14 protein-coding genes are annotated in these 16,972 nt (G+C 72.6%); 6 read left to right on the top strand and 8 right to left on the bottom strand.

Annotated elements, in window-relative coordinates; translation table 11 throughout:
• Window position 1: 1 nt before the first annotated feature.
• A complete protein-coding gene (locus ACUJ8O_RS06885) occupies window positions 2–517 on the top strand; it encodes a CoA-binding protein (protein WP_036315806.1) in 516 nt (171 codons plus the stop codon).
• A 74-nt stretch (window positions 518–591) separates the two neighbouring features.
• Window positions 592–1,638, top strand: a complete 1,047-nt coding sequence (hutG, locus tag ACUJ8O_RS06880) for a formimidoylglutamase (RefSeq protein ID WP_445373258.1) — start codon at window positions 592–594, stop codon at window positions 1,636–1,638.
• 40 nt (window positions 1,639–1,678) lie between these two features.
• On the opposite strand, the gene ACUJ8O_RS06875 is transcribed toward hutG, so the two are convergent.
• On the bottom strand, window positions 1,679–2,356 hold the full coding sequence (locus tag ACUJ8O_RS06875) for a GntR family transcriptional regulator (RefSeq protein WP_041104439.1): 678 nt from the start codon (window positions 2,354–2,356) through the stop codon (window positions 1,679–1,681).
• 102 nt (window positions 2,357–2,458) lie between these two features.
• Here ACUJ8O_RS06875 and ACUJ8O_RS06870 point away from each other — a divergent pair, with 102 nt between their 5' ends.
• Both ACUJ8O_RS06870 and ACUJ8O_RS06865 read left to right on the top strand, forming a co-directional pair.
• A complete protein-coding gene (locus ACUJ8O_RS06870; protein WP_020624777.1) occupies window positions 2,459–3,121 on the top strand; it encodes a flavin reductase family protein in 663 nt (220 codons plus the stop codon).
• Window positions 3,118–4,428: an MFS transporter gene (locus tag ACUJ8O_RS06865; RefSeq protein ID WP_144826257.1), complete on the top strand. Its 1,311-nt coding sequence runs from the start codon at window positions 3,118–3,120 to the stop codon at window positions 4,426–4,428. The genes ACUJ8O_RS06870 and ACUJ8O_RS06865 overlap by 4 nt, the downstream gene beginning before the upstream one ends.
• 127 nt (window positions 4,429–4,555) lie before the next feature.
• Here the strand turns inward: ACUJ8O_RS06865 and hutH are convergent, their stop codons facing one another.
• The 4 genes from hutH to hutU form a co-directional block, all read right to left on the bottom strand.
• On the bottom strand, window positions 4,556–6,169 hold the full coding sequence (gene hutH, locus ACUJ8O_RS06860) for a histidine ammonia-lyase (protein ID WP_135101262.1): 1,614 nt from the start codon (window positions 6,167–6,169) through the stop codon (window positions 4,556–4,558).
• Between the two features lie 29 nt (window positions 6,170–6,198).
• The gene (gene hutI / locus ACUJ8O_RS06855; protein ID WP_145951192.1) at window positions 6,199–7,404 is read right to left on the bottom strand and encodes an imidazolonepropionase; all 1,206 of its coding nucleotides are present in this window, start codon (window positions 7,402–7,404) and stop codon (window positions 6,199–6,201) included.
• A 47-nt stretch (window positions 7,405–7,451) separates the two neighbouring features.
• A complete protein-coding gene (locus ACUJ8O_RS06850; RefSeq protein ID WP_036315788.1) occupies window positions 7,452–8,828 on the bottom strand; it encodes a YjiH family protein in 1,377 nt (458 codons plus the stop codon).
• A 117-nt stretch (window positions 8,829–8,945) separates the two neighbouring features.
• On the bottom strand, window positions 8,946–10,643 hold the full coding sequence (hutU, locus tag ACUJ8O_RS06845; RefSeq protein ID WP_036315785.1) for a urocanate hydratase: 1,698 nt from the start codon (window positions 10,641–10,643) through the stop codon (window positions 8,946–8,948).
• Between the two features lie 150 nt (window positions 10,644–10,793).
• Between hutU and ACUJ8O_RS06840 the strand changes: the two genes are divergently transcribed.
• On the top strand, window positions 10,794–11,507 hold the full coding sequence (locus ACUJ8O_RS06840; RefSeq protein WP_041104426.1) for an IclR family transcriptional regulator: 714 nt from the start codon (window positions 10,794–10,796) through the stop codon (window positions 11,505–11,507).
• Between the two features lie 114 nt (window positions 11,508–11,621).
• Here the strand turns inward: ACUJ8O_RS06840 and ACUJ8O_RS06835 are convergent, their stop codons facing one another.
• A complete protein-coding gene (locus tag ACUJ8O_RS06835) occupies window positions 11,622–12,161 on the bottom strand; it encodes a hypothetical protein (RefSeq protein ID WP_036315779.1) in 540 nt (179 codons plus the stop codon).
• 137 nt (window positions 12,162–12,298) lie between these two features.
• Window positions 12,299–13,084 carry a carbon-nitrogen hydrolase family protein gene (locus tag ACUJ8O_RS06830; protein ID WP_036315777.1) on the bottom strand — a complete coding sequence of 262 codons (786 nt, stop codon included), beginning with the start codon at window positions 13,082–13,084 and terminating at the stop codon, window positions 12,299–12,301.
• Window positions 13,085–13,254: 170 nt separating this feature from the next.
• Here ACUJ8O_RS06830 and ACUJ8O_RS06825 point away from each other — a divergent pair, with 170 nt between their 5' ends.
• Window positions 13,255–15,474 (top strand): catalase, encoded by a 2,220-nt coding sequence (locus ACUJ8O_RS06825; protein ID WP_044658657.1) that lies wholly within the window; start codon window positions 13,255–13,257, stop codon window positions 15,472–15,474.
• A 127-nt stretch (window positions 15,475–15,601) separates the two neighbouring features.
• Here the strand turns inward: ACUJ8O_RS06825 and ACUJ8O_RS06820 are convergent, their stop codons facing one another.
• Window positions 15,602–16,891: an adenylosuccinate synthase gene (locus ACUJ8O_RS06820; RefSeq protein ID WP_036315830.1), complete on the bottom strand. Its 1,290-nt coding sequence runs from the start codon at window positions 16,889–16,891 to the stop codon at window positions 15,602–15,604.
• Window positions 16,892–16,972: the final 81 nt, after the last annotated feature.

Here is a 16,972-nt window from a genome sequence, read left to right as displayed (position 1 = left end):
CATGAGCACCACCCACCCCGAGCGCACCTGGACCGGCCCCGGCGCCCCCGAGCGCCTGGCGATGCTGCGGCGCACCCGGTCGATCGCGATCGTCGGCGCCTCGGACAAGCCGGCCCGTGCGTCCTACTTCGTGGCCACGTACCTGCTGAGCTCGACCACGTACGACGTCTACTTCGTGAATCCCGTGCTCGCCGCGGCCGGCAAGGAGATCCTCGGCCACCGCGTGTACGCCTCGCTGGACGGCCTGCCCGTCACCCCGGACCTCGTGGAGGTGTTCCGCAAGTCCTCCGACGCCCCCGAGGTGGTGGCGGACGCCGCCCGCGTGGGCGCCCGGACCGTGTGGCTGCAGCTGGGCATCTGGAACGAGGACGCCGCGCGCCAGGCCGAGGCCGCGGGCCTGGAGGTCGTGATGGACCGCTGCGTGAAGATCGAGCACGCCCGCTTCCACGGCGGGCTCAACCTCGCCGGCTTCGTCACCGGCGTGATCAGCTCGCGGCGCCAGGAACTGGACCGCTAGGCGGGCGACGCCCCGTGTCGGGCGTCGTCCGGCCGTCGTTGCGCACCCGCCCGTCGATGGCGTGGGATGGTCCCATGACCTCCGAGCTCCCCTCCTCGTCCCTCTCCCCCGCCTGGACCGGCCGCACCGACGGTGACACCCCCGAGCACCTGCGCTGGCACCAGGTCGTCCGCCCCGCCGACGGCCGCGGCGAGCCCACGACGCCGCAGCGCGACCCCGGCGCCGGCGCTCCGACGTCGGGCGCGCGGTCCACGGCGCTCGTCGGCTTCGCCTCGGACGAGGGCGTGCGCCGGAACCACGGCCGCGTGGGCGCCGAGGACGGCCCGGAGGCGCTGCGCGGCGCGCTCGCCCCGCTCGCGTACCTCGAGGGCACGGGCGCGCTCGTGGACGCGGGCGACGTGTCCGTGGACCGCGGCGACGACGACGCCCCGGGCGAGCTCGAGGCGGGCCAGGCCGAGCTGGGCACGGTGGTCAGCGGGCTGCTGAACGCCCATGACCTGGCCGTGGTGCTCGGCGGCGGACACGAGACCGCCTACGCCTCGATCACGGGCCTGACCGGCTCCACGCGCGTGGCTGCTGGCACCCGCGTGGGCATCCTCAACCTGGACGCGCACTTCGACCTGCGCGAAGCGCCGCGGCCCAGCTCCGGCACCCCGTTCCTGCAGGCGCTGCGCGACGCCGAGGGGGCGGAGCATCAGCTCTCCTACGCGGTGGTGGGCATCAGCGAGGCCAACAACACCCGCGCCCTGTTCGACACCGCGCGCGAACGCGGGGTCACGTGGGTGACCGACGAGCAGGCCCAGACCGCCGACGTCACCGGCGTGCGCCGCTGGGTGCGCTCGTTCATCAACGCCGTGGACGTGCTCTACCTGACGATCGACCTGGATGTGCTGCCGGCCGCCGTCGCCCCGGGGGTGAGCGCACCGGCCGGCTTCGGCGTGCCGTACGAGGTGATCCACGCGTGCGCGCTGGAGGCCACCCAGTCCGGGAAGCTGGCCCTGGCCGACGTCGTGGAGCTCAACCCCGCCCTGGACGTGGACGGCCGCACGGCGAAGGCCGCGGCCCGGCTGATCCACACGGTCGTCAGCCGTCACCGGACGGACGCGTCGCTGCTGGCCTGAGCGGGCCGGGGGTCCCTTCAGGCGCGGGGGGCCGCGGGCGTCAGCGTCCCTCCGCCCACGGGGCCGGGGGCTCGGCGCTGCCGTGGGCCGCGCGTCGGGCGGCGTAGTCCAGTGCCGAGCGTGCCAGGAAGTCGTGCAGGGCCAGCACCCCGGCCCGGGCTCCTGCCGAGTCCCTCCGGGTCACCGCCTCCAGCGCCGGGACGTAGAACGCCCGGCCGCGTTCGACCTCGTCGGGCAGGCCCTTCGTGGTGGCGAGCCAGAACCGGCGGCACAGCCCCTGGAGCGGGACCAGAGAATCGGCGAGATAGCGGTTGTTCGCGATCGTGCGCAGGAGTTCGTGCGAGCGCCCGACGGCGGCGACGTACGCCGGCAGGTCCTCCACCGTGCGCAGGTGCCGCACGTGGGCTGCGACGGCGGCCAGCTGCTCCTCGTCCGCCCGTGCGCAGGCCAGTCCCACGGCCAGCGCCTCGAGCGACCGCCGCACCTCCAGCCTCTCCAGCTGGTCGTCCACGGAGATCGGGGGCACCTGCAGGCCACGTCCCCCACCGGCCAGGAGCCAGTGGTCTCGGATGAGGCGTTGCACGGCCTCGCGCAGGGGCGTGCGCCCCGTCTCGGCGGCGTCGATGAGGGCCGCCTCGCTGAGGATGGCGCCCGGTGGCAGCTCCCCGGTCTCGATCTTCTGCGTCAGGCGGGCGTAGGCCTCCTCCGACTTGTTCATGGGCCCAGCCTAGGCAGTCATCTTCCCGCACCCCCTTGATATATCCGGAATATGCGGCGTAGCCTGGCCCACACCCTGTTACCGGCATCACATGGAGGACTCATGAAGTACCGCCCGCAGCACGAGGCCAACCCCCTGCCCTTCTCCCCCTTCAAGAGCTCCACCGTGCCGCGGCCCATCGGCTGGCTGTCCTCCGTGAGCACGGACGGCCGGGAGAACATCGCCCCCTACAGCCAGTGGCAGAACCTCACCTTCGACCCGCCCATGGTGATGTTCTCCGCGAACCAGTACCCGGACGGACGCCGCAAGGACACCGTCCTCAACGCGGAGCAGACCGGCTGGTTCGTGTGGAACATGGCCACCTACGACCTGCGCGAGGCCGTCAACGTCTCCGCCATGGCCCTGGAGCCGGGCGAGAGCGAGTGGGACCGCATCGCCGAGCACGGCGTCACCAAGGTCTACGCGGACAACCACCCCATCCCGATGGTCGCCGAGTCCCCCGTGCGCTTCGAGTGCCGCTACCACTCGACGCACCGCATCAAGGGCGACTCGAACGTCGGCACCATCGACGTGGTCTTCGCCCACGTGGACACCATCCACATCGACGACGACGTCATCACCGCCGACGGCCGCCTCGACATCCCGCGCATCCAGCCGATCGCCCGCCTGGGCTACTTCGACTACACCGTGGTGCGGGAGACCTTCGAGATGCGGGTGCCCGGCGCCGACGGCGATGCCCAGGCCGGTCTCGAGGGACGGGCATGAGCACCGCGGCCACCGGCGCGGCCCGGCCCGCTCCCGTGCCCCGGGCCCGCCCCCGGAGCCTGAAGGACATGCTGGCCGTGAACTTCGGCAACGCGCTGGAGTGGTACGACTGGAACGTCTACACGATCTTCGCCCCGGTCTTCGCGGCGCAGATCTTCCACGCGGACAACCCCACCTCCGAGCTGCTCGCCACCCTGGCCGTCTTCGCGGTGGGCTTCGTCGCCCGCCCCATCGGCGGCTACGTGTTCGGCGCCTACGCGGACCGGGTGGGCCGCAAGCGCAGCCTCTTCGCGGCGATGATGATCACCGCGCTCGGCAGCCTGATCATCGCCTTCACCCCCACCTACGGCACGGTGGGCGTCCTCGCCTCGGTGATCCTCGTCATCGCCCGCCTGCTGCAGGGCCTGGCGCACGGCGGCGAGATGGGCACCTCCGTGACCTACCTCGTGGAGCGGGCGCCGCAGGGTCGGCGCGGGCTGTTCGGGGCGACGTCGTGGGTGTCCGTGGTGGTGGGCACGATCCTGGCCACGCTCGTGGGCCTGGCCGTCAACACGCTGCTCTCCCCCGAGCAGGTGGCGTCCTGGGGCTGGCGCGTGGCGTTCGGCATCGGCGGCGTCCTCGGCCTCTACGCGCTGTACCTGCGACGGAGCCTGACGGAGTCGGAGCACTTCACGGCGGCACAGCAGGTGGTGCCCACCGCCGACGAGGCCCCCCGCCGGGAGCCGGGTGCGGTGTGGCGCGGCCTGCTGACGATCTTCCTGGTCTCCGCGGGCGGCTCCCTGATGTTCTACACGTGGCTGATCTACCTGCCCACGCACGCGCAGGTGGCCCATCAGATGGACAAGTCCACCACCCTCTCGGCCTCGCTCCTGGCCCAGGTGATCTTCCTGGCCGCCATCCTCGGGGCGGGCCTGCTGGGCGACCGGATCGGCCGCCGTCCGCTGGTCATCGCCTTCGGCCTGCTCTTCGTGGTGCTGCCGTTCCCGCTGTTCGGCATGCTGGACGGCACCTTCGCCTCGTTCCTGCTCGTGCAGACCATCGCCCTGCTGGCCGTGGCGCTGCTGTTCGGCGTCAACGGCGCCGTCTGGTCCGAGGTGCTGCCCACGGCGGTGCGCGCCAAGGGCGTGGCCACCATGCTCTCACTGGCCACCGCGATCTTCGGCGGCACGGCGCCGTACCTGATCACGTGGCTGACGGCGCAGGGGTGGACCAGCGCGTTCCCGATCTACCTCATGGTGGTCGGCGGCCTCACCGGGCTGACAGGCCTGGTCATGAAGGAGACGAAGGACGTGGACCTGGCGGCCTGAGCCGGGCCGACCGGGCCCGATTCCCCGGCCGCCCCCTCCGCACACAGAAGTGGTCACGACACGCCGTCTCGTGCAGGCGCACGCGGCATGTCGTGACCACCCTGTGGCGTCGGACCGCTCTGCGGCGTCAGTGCCCCTCGGCCTCGGCGCCCTCGGACTCCTCAGCCAGGTCCTGCGGCTCGGCGTCGACGGACACGCCCGCGAGCGCCTCCGCCACGGCGGCCAGCACGGACCCGTCGCGCAGGGCCTGCTCGGCGGCGGCCAGCTGCGGGGCCATGTACTGGTCCGGGCCGGGGCCGGGGACACCGGCCTCGCGGATCACGCGGACGGCGGCACCGGTCGCGGCGGAGGGCTGCAGCGGGGCGCGCAGCTCGATCGCGCGGGCGGCGGCCACGAGCTCGACGGCGAGCACACGGCGGAAGTTCTCCACGGCCGAGCGCAGCTTGCGGGCGGCGTGCCAGCCCATGGAGACGTGGTCCTCCTGCATCGCGGAGGACGGGATGGAGTCCACGGACGCGGGCACGGCCAGGCGCTTCATGTCCGAGACGAGCCCGGCCTGCGTGTACTGGGCGATCATCATGCCGGAGTCCACGCCCGGGTCGTCCACGAGGAACGCGGGCAGCCCGTGTGAGCGGGCCGGGTCCAGCATGCGGTCGGTGCGGCGCTCGGACATGCTGGCGACGTCGGCCACCGGGATGGCCAGGAAGTCCAGCACGTACGCCACGGGCGCCCCGTGGAAGTTGCCGTTCGAGCTCACCCGGCCGTCGTCGAGCACCACCGGGTTGTCCACGGTCGCGGCGAGCTCGCGCTCGGCCACGGTGCGCACGTACGCGAGGGTGTCGCGCAGGCCGCCGGCCACCTGCGGGGCGCAGCGCAGCGAGTAGGCGTCCTGCACGCGGGAGTCGCCCTCCTTGTGGCTGGCCACGATCGGCGAGCCCGCCAGGATCTTCAGCATCCGCTCCGCGGAGGCCGCCTGGCCCGGGTGGGGGCGCAGCGGGAAATGCAGCTCCCGCACGAACACGCGGTCGGTGCCGAGCAGTGCCTCCACGGACATGGCGGCGGTGAGGTCCACGGTGTCGGCGAGCTCGTCGAGGTCCGCCAGGGCCATGATCAGCATGCCGAGCATGCCCTCGGTGCCGTTGACGAGGGCCAGGCCCTCCTTCTCCCGCAGCTCGACCGGCTCGATCCCGGCCTCGGCGAGCGCCTCGCCGGCCGGACGCAGCGCGCCGTCCTCCCCGACGACGTCGCCCTCGCCCATCAGCGCCAGGGCCACGTGGGAGAGCGGAGCGAGGTCGCCGGAGCAGCCCAGCGAGCCGAACTCGCGCACGGCGGGGGTGATGCCCGCGTTGAGCATGGCCACGAAGGTCTCGACCACCACGGGGCGCACGCCCGTGCGGCCGGAGGCCAGCGTGGTGGCGCGCAGGAACATCAGCGCGCGGACGACCTCGCGCTCCACCACGGGGCCCATGCCGGCGGCGTGGGAGCGGATCAGGGACTTCTGCAGCTGCGCGCGGGACTCGAGCGGGATGTGCTTGTCCGCGAGCGCGCCGAAGCCGGTGGAGACGCCGTAGGTGGGGGTCTCGGCCTCGGCCAGCGCCTCGACGTGGCGGCGCACCGCGCCGACGGTCTCGAGCACGTCGTCGGCGAGCACCACGCGGGCGTCGTGGCGGGCCACGGCGACGACGTCGTCCAGGGTGGCCCCGGACGTGCCGAGCGTGACGGTGGCGGGAGGGGTGGTCATGGTGATGCGTTCTCCTTGCTGTCGGTCGATCAGACGGCCCGGCGGCCGGCACGCCAGACCGCATGGGTCAGCGGCATGCCGGGGCGGTAGGCCAGGTGGATGGCGGCGGGGGCGTCGAGCACGTGCAGGTCGGCGCGCTTGCCGACCTCGAGGCTGCCGACGCGGTCCTGCGCCCGCAGGCCGATGGCCCCGCCGAGGGTGGCGGCGCGCACGGCCTCGGCGAGGGTCAGGTGCATCTGCAGCACGGCGGTGCCCACGTTGAAGTTCATGGACGTGGTGTAGCTGGTGCCCGGGTTGCAGTTCGAGGCCAGGGAGACCTCGATGCCGGCGTCGAGCAGGCGGCGCGCGGGCGCCAGCGGGGCGCGGGTGGACAGGTCGCACGCGGGCAGGCAGCCGGCCACGGTGCCGGGCGTGCCGGTGGCCGAGGCGCGGTCCCAGCCGGTCCAGGTGCCGGCGAGGGCCTCGACGTCCGCGTCGGAGAGGTGGTTGACGTGGTCCACGGAGGCGGCGCCGAACTCCACGGCCACGCCCACGCCCGGGCCCTGCTCGATCTGGTTGCCGTGCAGGCGCACGCCCAGTCCCGCCGCCACGCCCGCGGCGAGCACGCGGCGAGTCTGCTCGGCGTCGAAGGCGCCGGCGTCGCAGAACACGTCCACCCAGCCCGCGTGCTCCCGCACGGCCTCGAGCATCGGTCCGACGACGTCGTCGAGGTAGTCCTCCGCGTCCCGGCCCGGGGGCACGAGGTGGGCGCCGAGGAAGGTCACCTCGTCCACGAGGCCCTCCTCGCGCAGCCCGGCCAGCAGGCGCGCGTGGCGCGCCTCCTCCTCCACGGTGAGCCCGTAGCCGGTCTTGGTCTCGAGGTAGGTGGTGCCGCCGGCCACCGCGTCGGCCACCCGGCCGCGGACCAGCTCGGCCAGGCGGTCGTCCGAGGCGGCACGGGTGGCGGAGGTGGTCACGCCGATGCCGCCGGCCGCGTAGGACTCGCCCGCCATGCGGGCCTCGAACTCCGCGGAGCGGTCCCCGTCGAACACGAGATGCGTGTGGGAGTCCACCCAGCCGGGCAGCACGGCGCGGCCCTCGACGGACACCCGGTCGTCCGCCTCCGGGGCGTCCGCGGCGGCGCCGATCCAGGCGATGCGCTCGTCCTCGACGACGACGGCCGCGTCCGTGAGCACCCGCCCCTCGGGGTCGACGGTGGTCAGCTCGGCGATGTCGGTGATGAGCGTGGAGCGCATGGGGGCCTCTCTGCGGGACGGACGGGGGTGGGGCGGTGGGGTGGGCCTCAGGTGAGCGCGGCCACCAGGTGGGCCAGCGGCGTGGCCAGCACGATGGTGAGCGCCACGCGCTCGACCCAGATCACCAGGAGGTGCCACATCTTCACGGGGATGTCCGTGGCCAGGATGGCAGGAACCACCGCGGAGAAGAAGATGATCGCGGAGACGCAGACGACGCCGATCACGAACCGGGCGACGAGGTCCTCGTGACCGGCCGCCATCGTGGCCGGGATGAACATCTCGGCGATCGAGGTGGCGGAGGCCGAGGCCAGCAGGCCGGGGTCGGAGTAGCCGAGCGCCCAGAACAGCGGGTAGAAGATCACGCCGATCCACTCGAACACGGGCGTGTAGGTGGCCAGGACCAGGGCGATCAGGCCCACGGACATGATGGAGGGCAGGATCTGGAGCACCATCACGAGGCCGTCCCGGAAGTTGACCCAGATGTTCTTCGGCAGGGACGGGGCCTCGGCGAGGGTCTGCTCGGCGGCGCGCAGGGCCACGCGGAAGCGGTCCCGGGTGACGGCCTGCTCGGGCGAGTGGGTGACGCCCGGGTAGCACTCGTCCGGGATGCGGCTCAGCGGCGGGATGCGCACCGTGATGGCGGTGACCGCGAACGTCACCGCGAGGGTGCCGAAGAAGTACCAGAGCCAGATGTCCATCAGGCCCAGCGTCTTGGCCACGATCACCATGAAGGTCGCGGACACCGTGGAGAAGCCGACGGCGATGATCGCCGCCTCGCGGGCCGTGTAGCGGCCGCCGGTGTACATGCGGTTCGTCAGCAGCAGGCCCAGGGCGTAGGAGCCCACGAAGGAGGCGACGGCGTCGACGGCGGCGCGGCCGGGCACGCGCCAGATCGGCCGCATGGCCGGGCGCAGGTAGACGCCCACGAACTCCATGAGGCCGTAGCCGATCACGAGGGCCAGGAAGACGCCGCCGATGGGGACGATCAGGCCCACGGGCACCACGAGCTTGTCCATCAGGAACGGGCCGATGCTCTCGTCCAGGATCCAGCTCGGGCCCACGCCGAACACGACCATCGCCGAGGCGACCAGGCCGAGCACGGCGAGGAAGGCGAAGACCGTCCGGGTGGTGCTGGTGCGCCAGCGGCCCGAGGCGAACGGGTACACGGCGCCGGCGGCGATGATGGCCATGCCCACCCAGCGGTCGGCCGGGCCGAGCAGCCCGCGCACCCAGGTCACCAGGTGGTCCAGCGGGATGGAGCTCGCCCCGTTGATCGTGACGGGCACGAAGAACATGACGATGCCGATCGCCGAGTAGACGATCATGCGCCAGCGCGCCGGCGGGCGGGGCGCGTCGGCCTCGATCGCGGCCATCGCGGTGGTGTCGGTGTGCAGCTCGTGGTCTGCGGGGCGGGACGAGTCCATCGTGGTGTCCTTTCGATCGCGAGCCGGACGGGCGTCCGCCCGTCCGGCTCGCGGCGGTGAAGCCGTCGGACGGCGACGGCGCGGCGGCACCGTCGCCGTCCGACGACGTGACCGGGGTCAGTCCCGGATCGTGGCCTCCATGGGCACACGGACGCCGCGCTCGGCGGCGACCTCGACGGCGCGGGAGTAGCCGGCGTCGACGTGGCGGATGACGCCCATGCCGGGGTCGTTGGTGAGCAGCGCCTCGAGCTTGGCCGCGGCCAGCTCGGTGCCGTCGGCAACGCCCACCTGGCCGGCGTGGATGGACCGGCCGATGCCGACGCCGCCGCCGTGGTGGATCGACACCCAGGTGGCGCCGGAGGAGGTGGCGGTCAGGGCGTTCAGCAGCGGCCAGTCGGCGATCGCGTCGGAGCCGTCCAGCATGGACTCGGTCTCGCGGTACGGGGAGGCCACGGAGCCGGAGTCGAGGTGGTCGCGGCCGATCACGATCGGCGCCTTGACCTTGCCCTCGGCCACGAGCTGGTTGAAGAGCAGGCCGGCCTTGTGGCGCTCGCCGTAGCCCAGCCAGCAGATGCGGGCCGGCAGGCCCTCGAACTCCACGAACTCGGCGGCGCCGTCGAGCCAGCGGTGCAGGTGCTCGTTCTCGGGGAACAGCTCCTTCAGGGCCTCGTCGGTCACGCGGATGTCCTCCGGGTCGCCGGAGAGCGCGGCCCAGCGGAACGGGCCGAGGCCCTCGCAGAACAGCGGGCGGATGTAGGCCGGGACGAAGCCCGGGAACTCGAACGCGCGGGAGTAACCGGCCTTGCGGGCCTCGTCGCGGATGGAGTTGCCGTAGTCGAACACCTCGGCGCCGATGTCCTGGAAGCCGACCATGGCCTCGACCTGGCGGGCCATGGACTCCTGGGCCTTCTTGGTGAAGGTGTCCGGGTCGGCCTCGGCCTCGGCGTGCCAGTCCTTCTCGTCGATCTCGATCGGCAGGTAGGACAGCGGGTCGTGCGCGGAGGTCTGGTCGGTGACGATGTCGATCTCGACGGTGCCGGCCTTCTGGCGCTCGAGCAGCTCGGGGAACACCTCGGCGGCGTTGCCCACGAGGCCCACGGAGACGGCCTCGCCGTCGCGCTTGGCCTGCATGACGCGCTCGACGGCCTTGTCGATGTCCGTCTCCACCTCGTCCAGGTAGCGCTTGCCCATGCGACGGCGCAGGCGGTCCTCCGAGACGTCCACGATCAGGCAGACGCCGCCGTTGAGGGTGACGGCCAGGGGCTGGGCGCCGCCCATGCCGCCGCAGCCGCCGGTGAGGGTGAGGGTGCCCTGGAGGGAGCCGTCGTAGCGCTTGCGGCCGATCGCGGCGAAGGTCTCGTAGGTGCCCTGCAGGATGCCCTGGGTGGCGATGTAGATCCACGAGCCGGCGGTCATCTGGCCGTACATCATCAGGCCCTCGGCCTCGAGCTTGCGGAACTCCGGCCACGTGGCCCAGTCGCCCACGAGGTTGGAGTTGGCGATCAGCACGCGCGGGGCCCACACGTTGGTCTTGACGACGCCGACCGGCTTGCCGGACTGCACCAGGAGGGTCTCGTCCTCCTCGAGGTCCTTGAGTGTGGCGACGATGGCGTCGTAGGCCTCCCAGGAGCGGGCCGCGCGGCCGGTGCCGCCGTAGACGACGAGGTCCTCGGGACGCTCGGCGACCTCGGGGTCCAGGTTGTTCATGAGCATCCGCAGCGGGGCCTCGGTCTGCCAGGACTTGGCGGACAGCTCGGTGCCGCGCGGGGCGCGGATGGTGCGGGACGGGTCGTGCTGGGTGAAGCCCACGGCCATGGCAGTTCCTCTCGACGGGGTGCGTGCGCCGCCGGGACGAGTGGCCCCTGTGATTTCACGGCTCGGCATGCACTTTCCGAACATTGAAACAGTGACTCGGCTCACGCGCAAGCCCGATCCGTGTGTCCCGCACCCGTTACGCTCCCTGTCATGACCACCACCCCCACCGCCTCGACGCGCACCGTGGACCGGGCCCTGGACCTGCTCGCCGCCGTCACCGAGCAGCCCCGGCTGAGCCTGACCGAGGCCGCCCGTGCCACGGAGCTGCCGGCGTCCACGGCGCTGCGCCTGCTGCGCAGCCTCGAGGGATCCGGCTTCGTGGCCCGCGACGACGACGGCGCCTACCGCCCCGGCGTGCGCCTCATCCAGCTCGGGGCGCGGGCCTTCTCCCGGGACTCGCTCGTGCAGCTGGCCCGCGGGCCGATGGACCACGTCGTGGCCGCCACGGGCGAATCCGTCTACCTCTCGGTGACGACCCCTCCGGACTCCGCCGTCTACCTGGCGATCGTGGAGGGCACGCACTCCGTCCGCCACACGAACTGGGTCGGACGCACCGTCCCCCTGGCGGGCACGGCCGTGGGCGACGCCCTGCGCGGCAGCGTGGCCGCGGGGGACTACACGCTGCGCACCCGTTCCGTGGAGAAGGACGTCACCTCGCTGTCCGCCCCCATCAGCGTGGCGGGCACGGTGGTCGGTGCGCTCAGCACGCTCGTGCCGGCCTACCGCTGCACGGACGAGCTGGCGGACCGGTGCGGGGCGGCCCTCGTCGCCGCCACCGGCGAGCTCGCGCACCTGCTCGGGGCGGCCGACACTCCCAGGGAACGCCCAGCCGACTCCCCTGGAAAGCCCAAGGCGAGTTCGTAGGCTGAAGCCACCTCATCGAAGGTGCGAGTGATGACGGAGAAGGCCCCGGGCCCGGCGAGAGCCGGAACCGGGGCCTTTCTCTGCGGCCGGCGCCCGAGGCGCCGGTTGCGGGGATCAGCGGCGGGAGGAGACGACGCCCGCCCAGAGGCCGCCGAGCAGGCCCGCCACCGGCAGCATCCAGAACAGGTGCAGGCCCGCCCCGTAGAGGACGGTGTTGGAGAACACCGCGAACAGGCCCACGGCACCGAGGAAGCCGCCGACCACGCCACCGACCACGTAGCGCACGACGGAGCGGGCAGCCCCGCCCATCAGCAGCACGACCAGGTAGCCGGCCGCGCCCGCCAGGGCGCCGCCCACCAGGCCGAACATGAACGACTGCACCAGCACGACCCAGCCGTGGCCGGTCTCGCCCAGCGCCACGGAGCCGTTCGGATCACCCAGGTCGCCGGTGAGCACGCGCACGACGTTGCCGATGATCACGACGAGCACCGAGACGAGGATGACGCGGTTGGTGAAGCCCCAGCCCTCCACCGGGCCCAGCGGCTCGAGCACCTCCTCCTCCACCACGGCGTGGCGCACGGGGCGGGCCGGGGCGGTGTGGGCGTTCGCGGCGTGGGGCTGGACGGCGTGGCTGCCGTCGGCGTTGATGGTCATCTCTGATCTCCCGTCCCGCCCCGGGCGGGGCGCGTTCCGAGCGCCGGGGCGCCCGTCTGGTTGCACGTCTGACGTGATTTTAGGCTTTTCCCAGCCCGAGGGGGTAATGGTGACCCGTCCGCCGGGCGGGGGGCGGCTCAGAGGACGTCGGTGCGGCGGTTGGCGAGCGAGGGGAGGAACTCCCGGACCTCGTCGATCCGCTCGCGGGTGACCTCCGCGGTCACCACGGCCTCCCGCTCGTCGGCGAGCTCGGCGACGGGCAGCGCCAGCGGGTCCACGATCATCGAGTGGCCCACGGTGCCGTCCGAGCACGTGTCGGCCGCGGCCACCCACACCGTGTTCTCCACCGCGCGGGCCTTGAGCAGGGTGCGCCAGTGGTCCACCTTGTGCTCGCCGGAGAACCACGCCGCGGGGATCACGAGCACGTCCGCGCCCTCCACCGCCAGACGCCGGGACAGCTCGGGGAAGCGCAGGTCGTAGCAGGTGAGCAGGCCCAGGCGGAGCCCGCCGAGCTCGATCGCCGCGACGCCGCCGTCGCCGGGGGTGATCCGGTCCGACTCGCGGTGCGCGAACGCGTCGTAGAGGTGGAGCTTGCGGTACGCGCCCAGCCGGGCGCCGTCCGCGCCCACCGCCAGCAGCGTGTTGTAGGGACGCCGGTCCGGTCCCGGCTCGTAGCCGCCCGCGACGACGGCGATCCCGTGCTCACGCGCCAGCGCGGCCAGGCCCGCGGCGAACGGCTCCCAGGCCGCGGCGACGGCGTCGGGGAACTCCTCCCCCACCTCGCGGGCCCCGAGCATGGCCTCCTCGGGCAGCACCAGGAGGTCCGCCCCCTCGCCCGCGGCGCGGGCGGCGAGGCGGGCCATCACGGCCAGGTTCTCCTCGACGTCGCCCACGGGCCCGAACTGTCCGACGCTGATCCTCATGCCCCCAGGGTAGCCAGGCCCCTGCCGGTGGCCGTCAGCCCTGGTCAGCGCTGGGGCCAGCCGCCACGCTGGGGACCGGGCACGACGTCGGCCCGCATCGGCCGCCGTCGTCCTCCGCCCCCGATCCGCGCGGCACCGCGCGGCACGTCGACACCACAGGAGCAGACGCGATGACCACCCAGCAGCCCGACATCCCCGGCACGCCGGGGCCGATCACCCCCGACCTCGAGGAGCACACCGCCCTCACCCACCCGGACCAGCCCGTGGCCGTCCCGGCCCCGGACCAGCGCGGTCCGGCACAGGTCTCCCCCACCGGCCAGGACACCGGCGCCGACCCCGCGACCGCCGCGCAGGGCTGCCCGTACCTGACCACCGCGCACGGTGTGCGCCTGCAGGACTCGGACCACTCGCTCAAGGCCGGCCGCCGCGGCCCCACCCTGCTGCAGGACCACCACCTGCGGGAGAAGCTCAGCCACTTCGACCACGAGCGCATCCCCGAGCGCGTGGTCCACGCCCGCGGCGCCGGCGCCCACGGCGTGTTCCGCGGCTACGGCACCGCCGCGAAGATCAGCCGGGCCGGGCTCTTCGCCAAGGACAAGGAGACGGAGGTGTTCGTCCGCTTCTCCACCGTGGCCGGCTCCCGCGGCTCCATGGACCTGGCCCGCGACACCCGCGGCTTCGCCACCAAGTTCTACACGGACGAGGGCACGTGGGACCTGGTGGGCAACAACATCCCCGTGTTCTTCGTGCAGGACGCCATCAAGTTCCCGGACGTGGTGCACTCGGTGAAGCCGCACCCGGACCGCGAGATCCCGCAGGCGCAGTCCGCGCACGACACGTTCTGGGACTTCGTGTCCCTGCACACCGAGGCCCAGCACCACACCCTGTGGAACATGTCCGACCGCGGCATCCCGCGCTCCTACCGCATGATGGAGGGCTTCGGCGTCCACACCTACCGCCTGATCGCGGCGGACGGCTCCACCGTGCTGGTCAAGTTCCACTGGAAGCCGATGCTCGGCGTGCACTCCGTGACCTGGGAGGAGGCGCTGCTCACCAACGGCATGGACCCGGACTTCCACCGGCGTGACCTCGCCGACGCCATCGAGGCCGGCGCCTTCCCCGAGTGGGAGCTCGGCGTGCAGGTGTTCGAGGACAACGAGGAGCAGATGTTCGAGGGCATCGACCTGCTCGACCCCACGAAGCTGGTCCCGGAGGAGCTCGCCCCCGTGCAGCCCCTCGGCCGCATGACGCTGAACGCCAACCCGTCCAACTACTTCGCGGAGACGGAGCAGGTGGCCTTCAACCCGGCCAACCTCGTGCCCGGCATCGACGTCACCAACGACCCGCTGCTGCAGGGCCGCCTCTTCTCCTACCTGGACACGCAGCTCACCCGCCTCGGCGGGCCGAACTGGAACCAGCTGCCCATCAACCGCCCGCACGCCCCGGTCAACGACATGCTGCGTGACGGCTTCCACCAGAGCGCCGTGCATCGCGGCGTGGCGCCGTACCGGCCCAACTCGCTCGACGGCGGCCTGCCGTACGAAACCCCCGCGGACGACCACGCGTTCATCGAGCACCCGGAGCCGCTGCCGGCCTCGGTGAAGGAGCGCGCGCACGCCGCGTCCTTCGACGACCACTTCTCGCAGGCGCGCCTGTTCTTCCTCTCCCTCTCCGAGGTGGAGCGCGAGCACGTGGCGCAGGCGTACACGTTCGAGCTCGGCAAGTGCTACGAGCAGACCATCCGCGAGCGCCAGCTGGCCCACCTCGCCGCGATCGACACGCGACTGGCCCAGCAGGTCGCGGACGGCCTGGGCATCCCCGTTCCCGCGCCGACCGAGACCCCGGCCGACGTGCAGCCCTCCCCCGTGCTGTCCCAGATCGGCGGCGCGTGGCCGCTCGACGGCCGTCAGGTCGGCGTCGTGGTGGGCGAGTCCGTGGACGAGAAGGAGCTGGACGCCCTCGTGCAGGGCATCCACGGTGCGGGCATGGTCCCGCTGGTCATCGCGCCGAAGGGCGGCCCCGTGGCCGGGGAGATCGTGGCCCAGCGGACCTACCTGACCGCCGCGTCCATCGAGTTGGATGCCGTGGTCGTGGCCTCGCCGGCGGCCCCCGCCGCCGACGCCGCCCCCGGCCTGGACCAGAAGGCCGGCGCCGCCGACCCCGAGGCGGTGGACCCGCGCGTCATCAAGGTGCTGCAGGAGATGTGGCGCCACTCCAAGGCGATCCTCGCCCTCGAGCCGGCGGAGGCCGTCCTCGCGGCCGCCCAGGTGTCCGGCAAGGGCGTCGAGTCCGCGGCGGACGGCGCGGCCGCCGTGGCGGCGCTGAAGCAGCTCCTGCCCGCGCACCGCGTGTGGGACCGCTTCCCGACGACGGGCCGCCTGGCCGACTGACCGGCGGACCCCCGGGCGCTTTCGAACGTGAGATAGGGCCTATCTCACGTTCGAAAGCGCCCATTCGCCCTCTTTCACGTTCGAAAGTGCAGGCCAGGGTGGGCCGGGGGCGGGGCGGCGGGCCGGGTCAGTCCTCGATGAGGTCGCGGACCTGGACCACCTGATCGCGGCCCGGGCCCACGCCGATCGCGGAGATCCGGCAGCCCGAGAGCTTCTCGAGGGCCTCCACGTAGCGCTGGGCGTTCAGCGGCAGATCCGTGAACGCGCGGGCGCCCGAGATGTCCTCGGTCCACCCGTCGAAGAGCTCGTACACCGGCTTCGCGTGATGGAACTCGGTCTGGGTCATGGGCATGCGGTCGTGGCGCACGCCGTCCACCTCGTAGGCCACGCACACCGGGATCTTCTCGATGCCGGTGAGCACGTCCAGCTTGGTGAGGAAGTAGTCCGTGAAGCCGTTGATCCGCGCGGCGTAGTGGGCCATGACGGCGTCGTACCAGCCGGTGCGCCGCGGGCGGCCGGTGTTCACGCCGAACTCGCCGCCGGTGGTGCGCAGCTGCTCGCCCATCTCGTCGAAGAGCTCCGTGGGGAACGGACCGGCGCCGACGCGCGTGGTGTAGGCCTTCACGATGCCGATGGTGCGGGAGAAGCGGGTGGGGCCGATGCCCGCGCCCACGGCCGCGCCGCCGGCGGTCGGGTTGGACGAGGTCACGAACGGGTAGGTGCCGTGGTCCACGTCCAGGTAGGTGGCCTGGCCGCCCTCCATGAGCACCACCTTGCCCTCGTCCAGGGCGTCGTTGAGCAGGTTCACGGAGTCCACGACCATGGGGCGCAGGCGGTCCGCGTAGCCCAGGAAGTACTCGGCGATCTCGTCCACGGTCACGGCGCGGCGGTTGTAGAGCTTCACCAGCAGCTCGTTCTTCTGCCGCAGGGCGCCCTCGATCTTCTGGCGCAGGATCGACTCGTCGAAGATGTCCTGCACGCGGATGCCCAGGCGGGCCACCTTGTCCATGTAGGTGGGGCCGATGCCGCGGCCGGTGGTGCCGATCGCGCGCTTGCCCAGGAACCGCTCGGTCACCTTGTCCATGGTCTGGTGGTACGGCGCCACGAGGTGGGCGTTGGCGGAGATCTTCAGGTGCTCGCACGGGTGGCCGCGGGACTCGAGCCCGTCGATCTCCTCGAACAGCGCCTCCAGGTTCACCACCACGCCGTTGCCGATCACCGGCACCGCGTTGGGCGAGAGGATGCCGGCGGGCAGCAGCTTGAGCTCGAACTTCTCCCCGTTGACGACGACGGTGTGCCCGGCGTTGTTGCCGCCGTTCGGCTTGACGACGTAGTCCACTCGCCCGCCCAGCAGGTCGGTGGCCTTGCCCTTGCCCTCGTCGCCCCACTGGGCTCCGACGATCGCGATCGCTGGCATCTGCATCTCTCCTCAGGGCCGCGGGTCGCCCCGGACCGGCCCGTACATGGAAAACGCCCCCTTGCGGTGCACGCGGAGGCC

The organism is Micrococcus sp. EWR3.9.1, from assembly GCF_052615555.1.
The sequence above is the reverse complement of the archived record's forward strand: the minus strand, read 5'-3'. Positions and strand labels throughout refer to the sequence as shown.

Coding starts and splice junctions, on each gene's coding strand:
- ACUJ8O_RS06885 (WP_036315806.1), top strand. CDS start 2: ATGAGCACCACCCACCCCGAGCGCACCTGGACCGGCCCCGGCGCCCCC.
- hutG (WP_445373258.1), top strand. CDS start 592: ATGACCTCCGAGCTCCCCTCCTCGTCCCTCTCCCCCGCCTGGACCGGC.
- ACUJ8O_RS06875 (WP_041104439.1), bottom strand. CDS start 2,356: ATGAACAAGTCGGAGGAGGCCTACGCCCGCCTGACGCAGAAGATCGAG.
- ACUJ8O_RS06870 (WP_020624777.1), top strand. CDS start 2,459: ATGAAGTACCGCCCGCAGCACGAGGCCAACCCCCTGCCCTTCTCCCCC.
- ACUJ8O_RS06865 (WP_144826257.1), top strand. CDS start 3,118: ATGAGCACCGCGGCCACCGGCGCGGCCCGGCCCGCTCCCGTGCCCCGG.
- hutH (WP_135101262.1), bottom strand. CDS start 6,169: ATGACCACCCCTCCCGCCACCGTCACGCTCGGCACGTCCGGGGCCACC.
- hutI (WP_145951192.1), bottom strand. CDS start 7,404: ATGCGCTCCACGCTCATCACCGACATCGCCGAGCTGACCACCGTCGAC.
- ACUJ8O_RS06850 (WP_036315788.1), bottom strand. CDS start 8,828: ATGGACTCGTCCCGCCCCGCAGACCACGAGCTGCACACCGACACCACC.
- hutU (WP_036315785.1), bottom strand. CDS start 10,643: ATGGCCGTGGGCTTCACCCAGCACGACCCGTCCCGCACCATCCGCGCC.
- ACUJ8O_RS06840 (WP_041104426.1), top strand. CDS start 10,794: ATGACCACCACCCCCACCGCCTCGACGCGCACCGTGGACCGGGCCCTG.
- ACUJ8O_RS06835 (WP_036315779.1), bottom strand. CDS start 12,161: ATGACCATCAACGCCGACGGCAGCCACGCCGTCCAGCCCCACGCCGCG.
- ACUJ8O_RS06830 (WP_036315777.1), bottom strand. CDS start 13,084: ATGAGGATCAGCGTCGGACAGTTCGGGCCCGTGGGCGACGTCGAGGAG.
- ACUJ8O_RS06825 (WP_044658657.1), top strand. CDS start 13,255: ATGACCACCCAGCAGCCCGACATCCCCGGCACGCCGGGGCCGATCACC.
- ACUJ8O_RS06820 (WP_036315830.1), bottom strand. CDS start 16,891: ATGCCAGCGATCGCGATCGTCGGAGCCCAGTGGGGCGACGAGGGCAAG.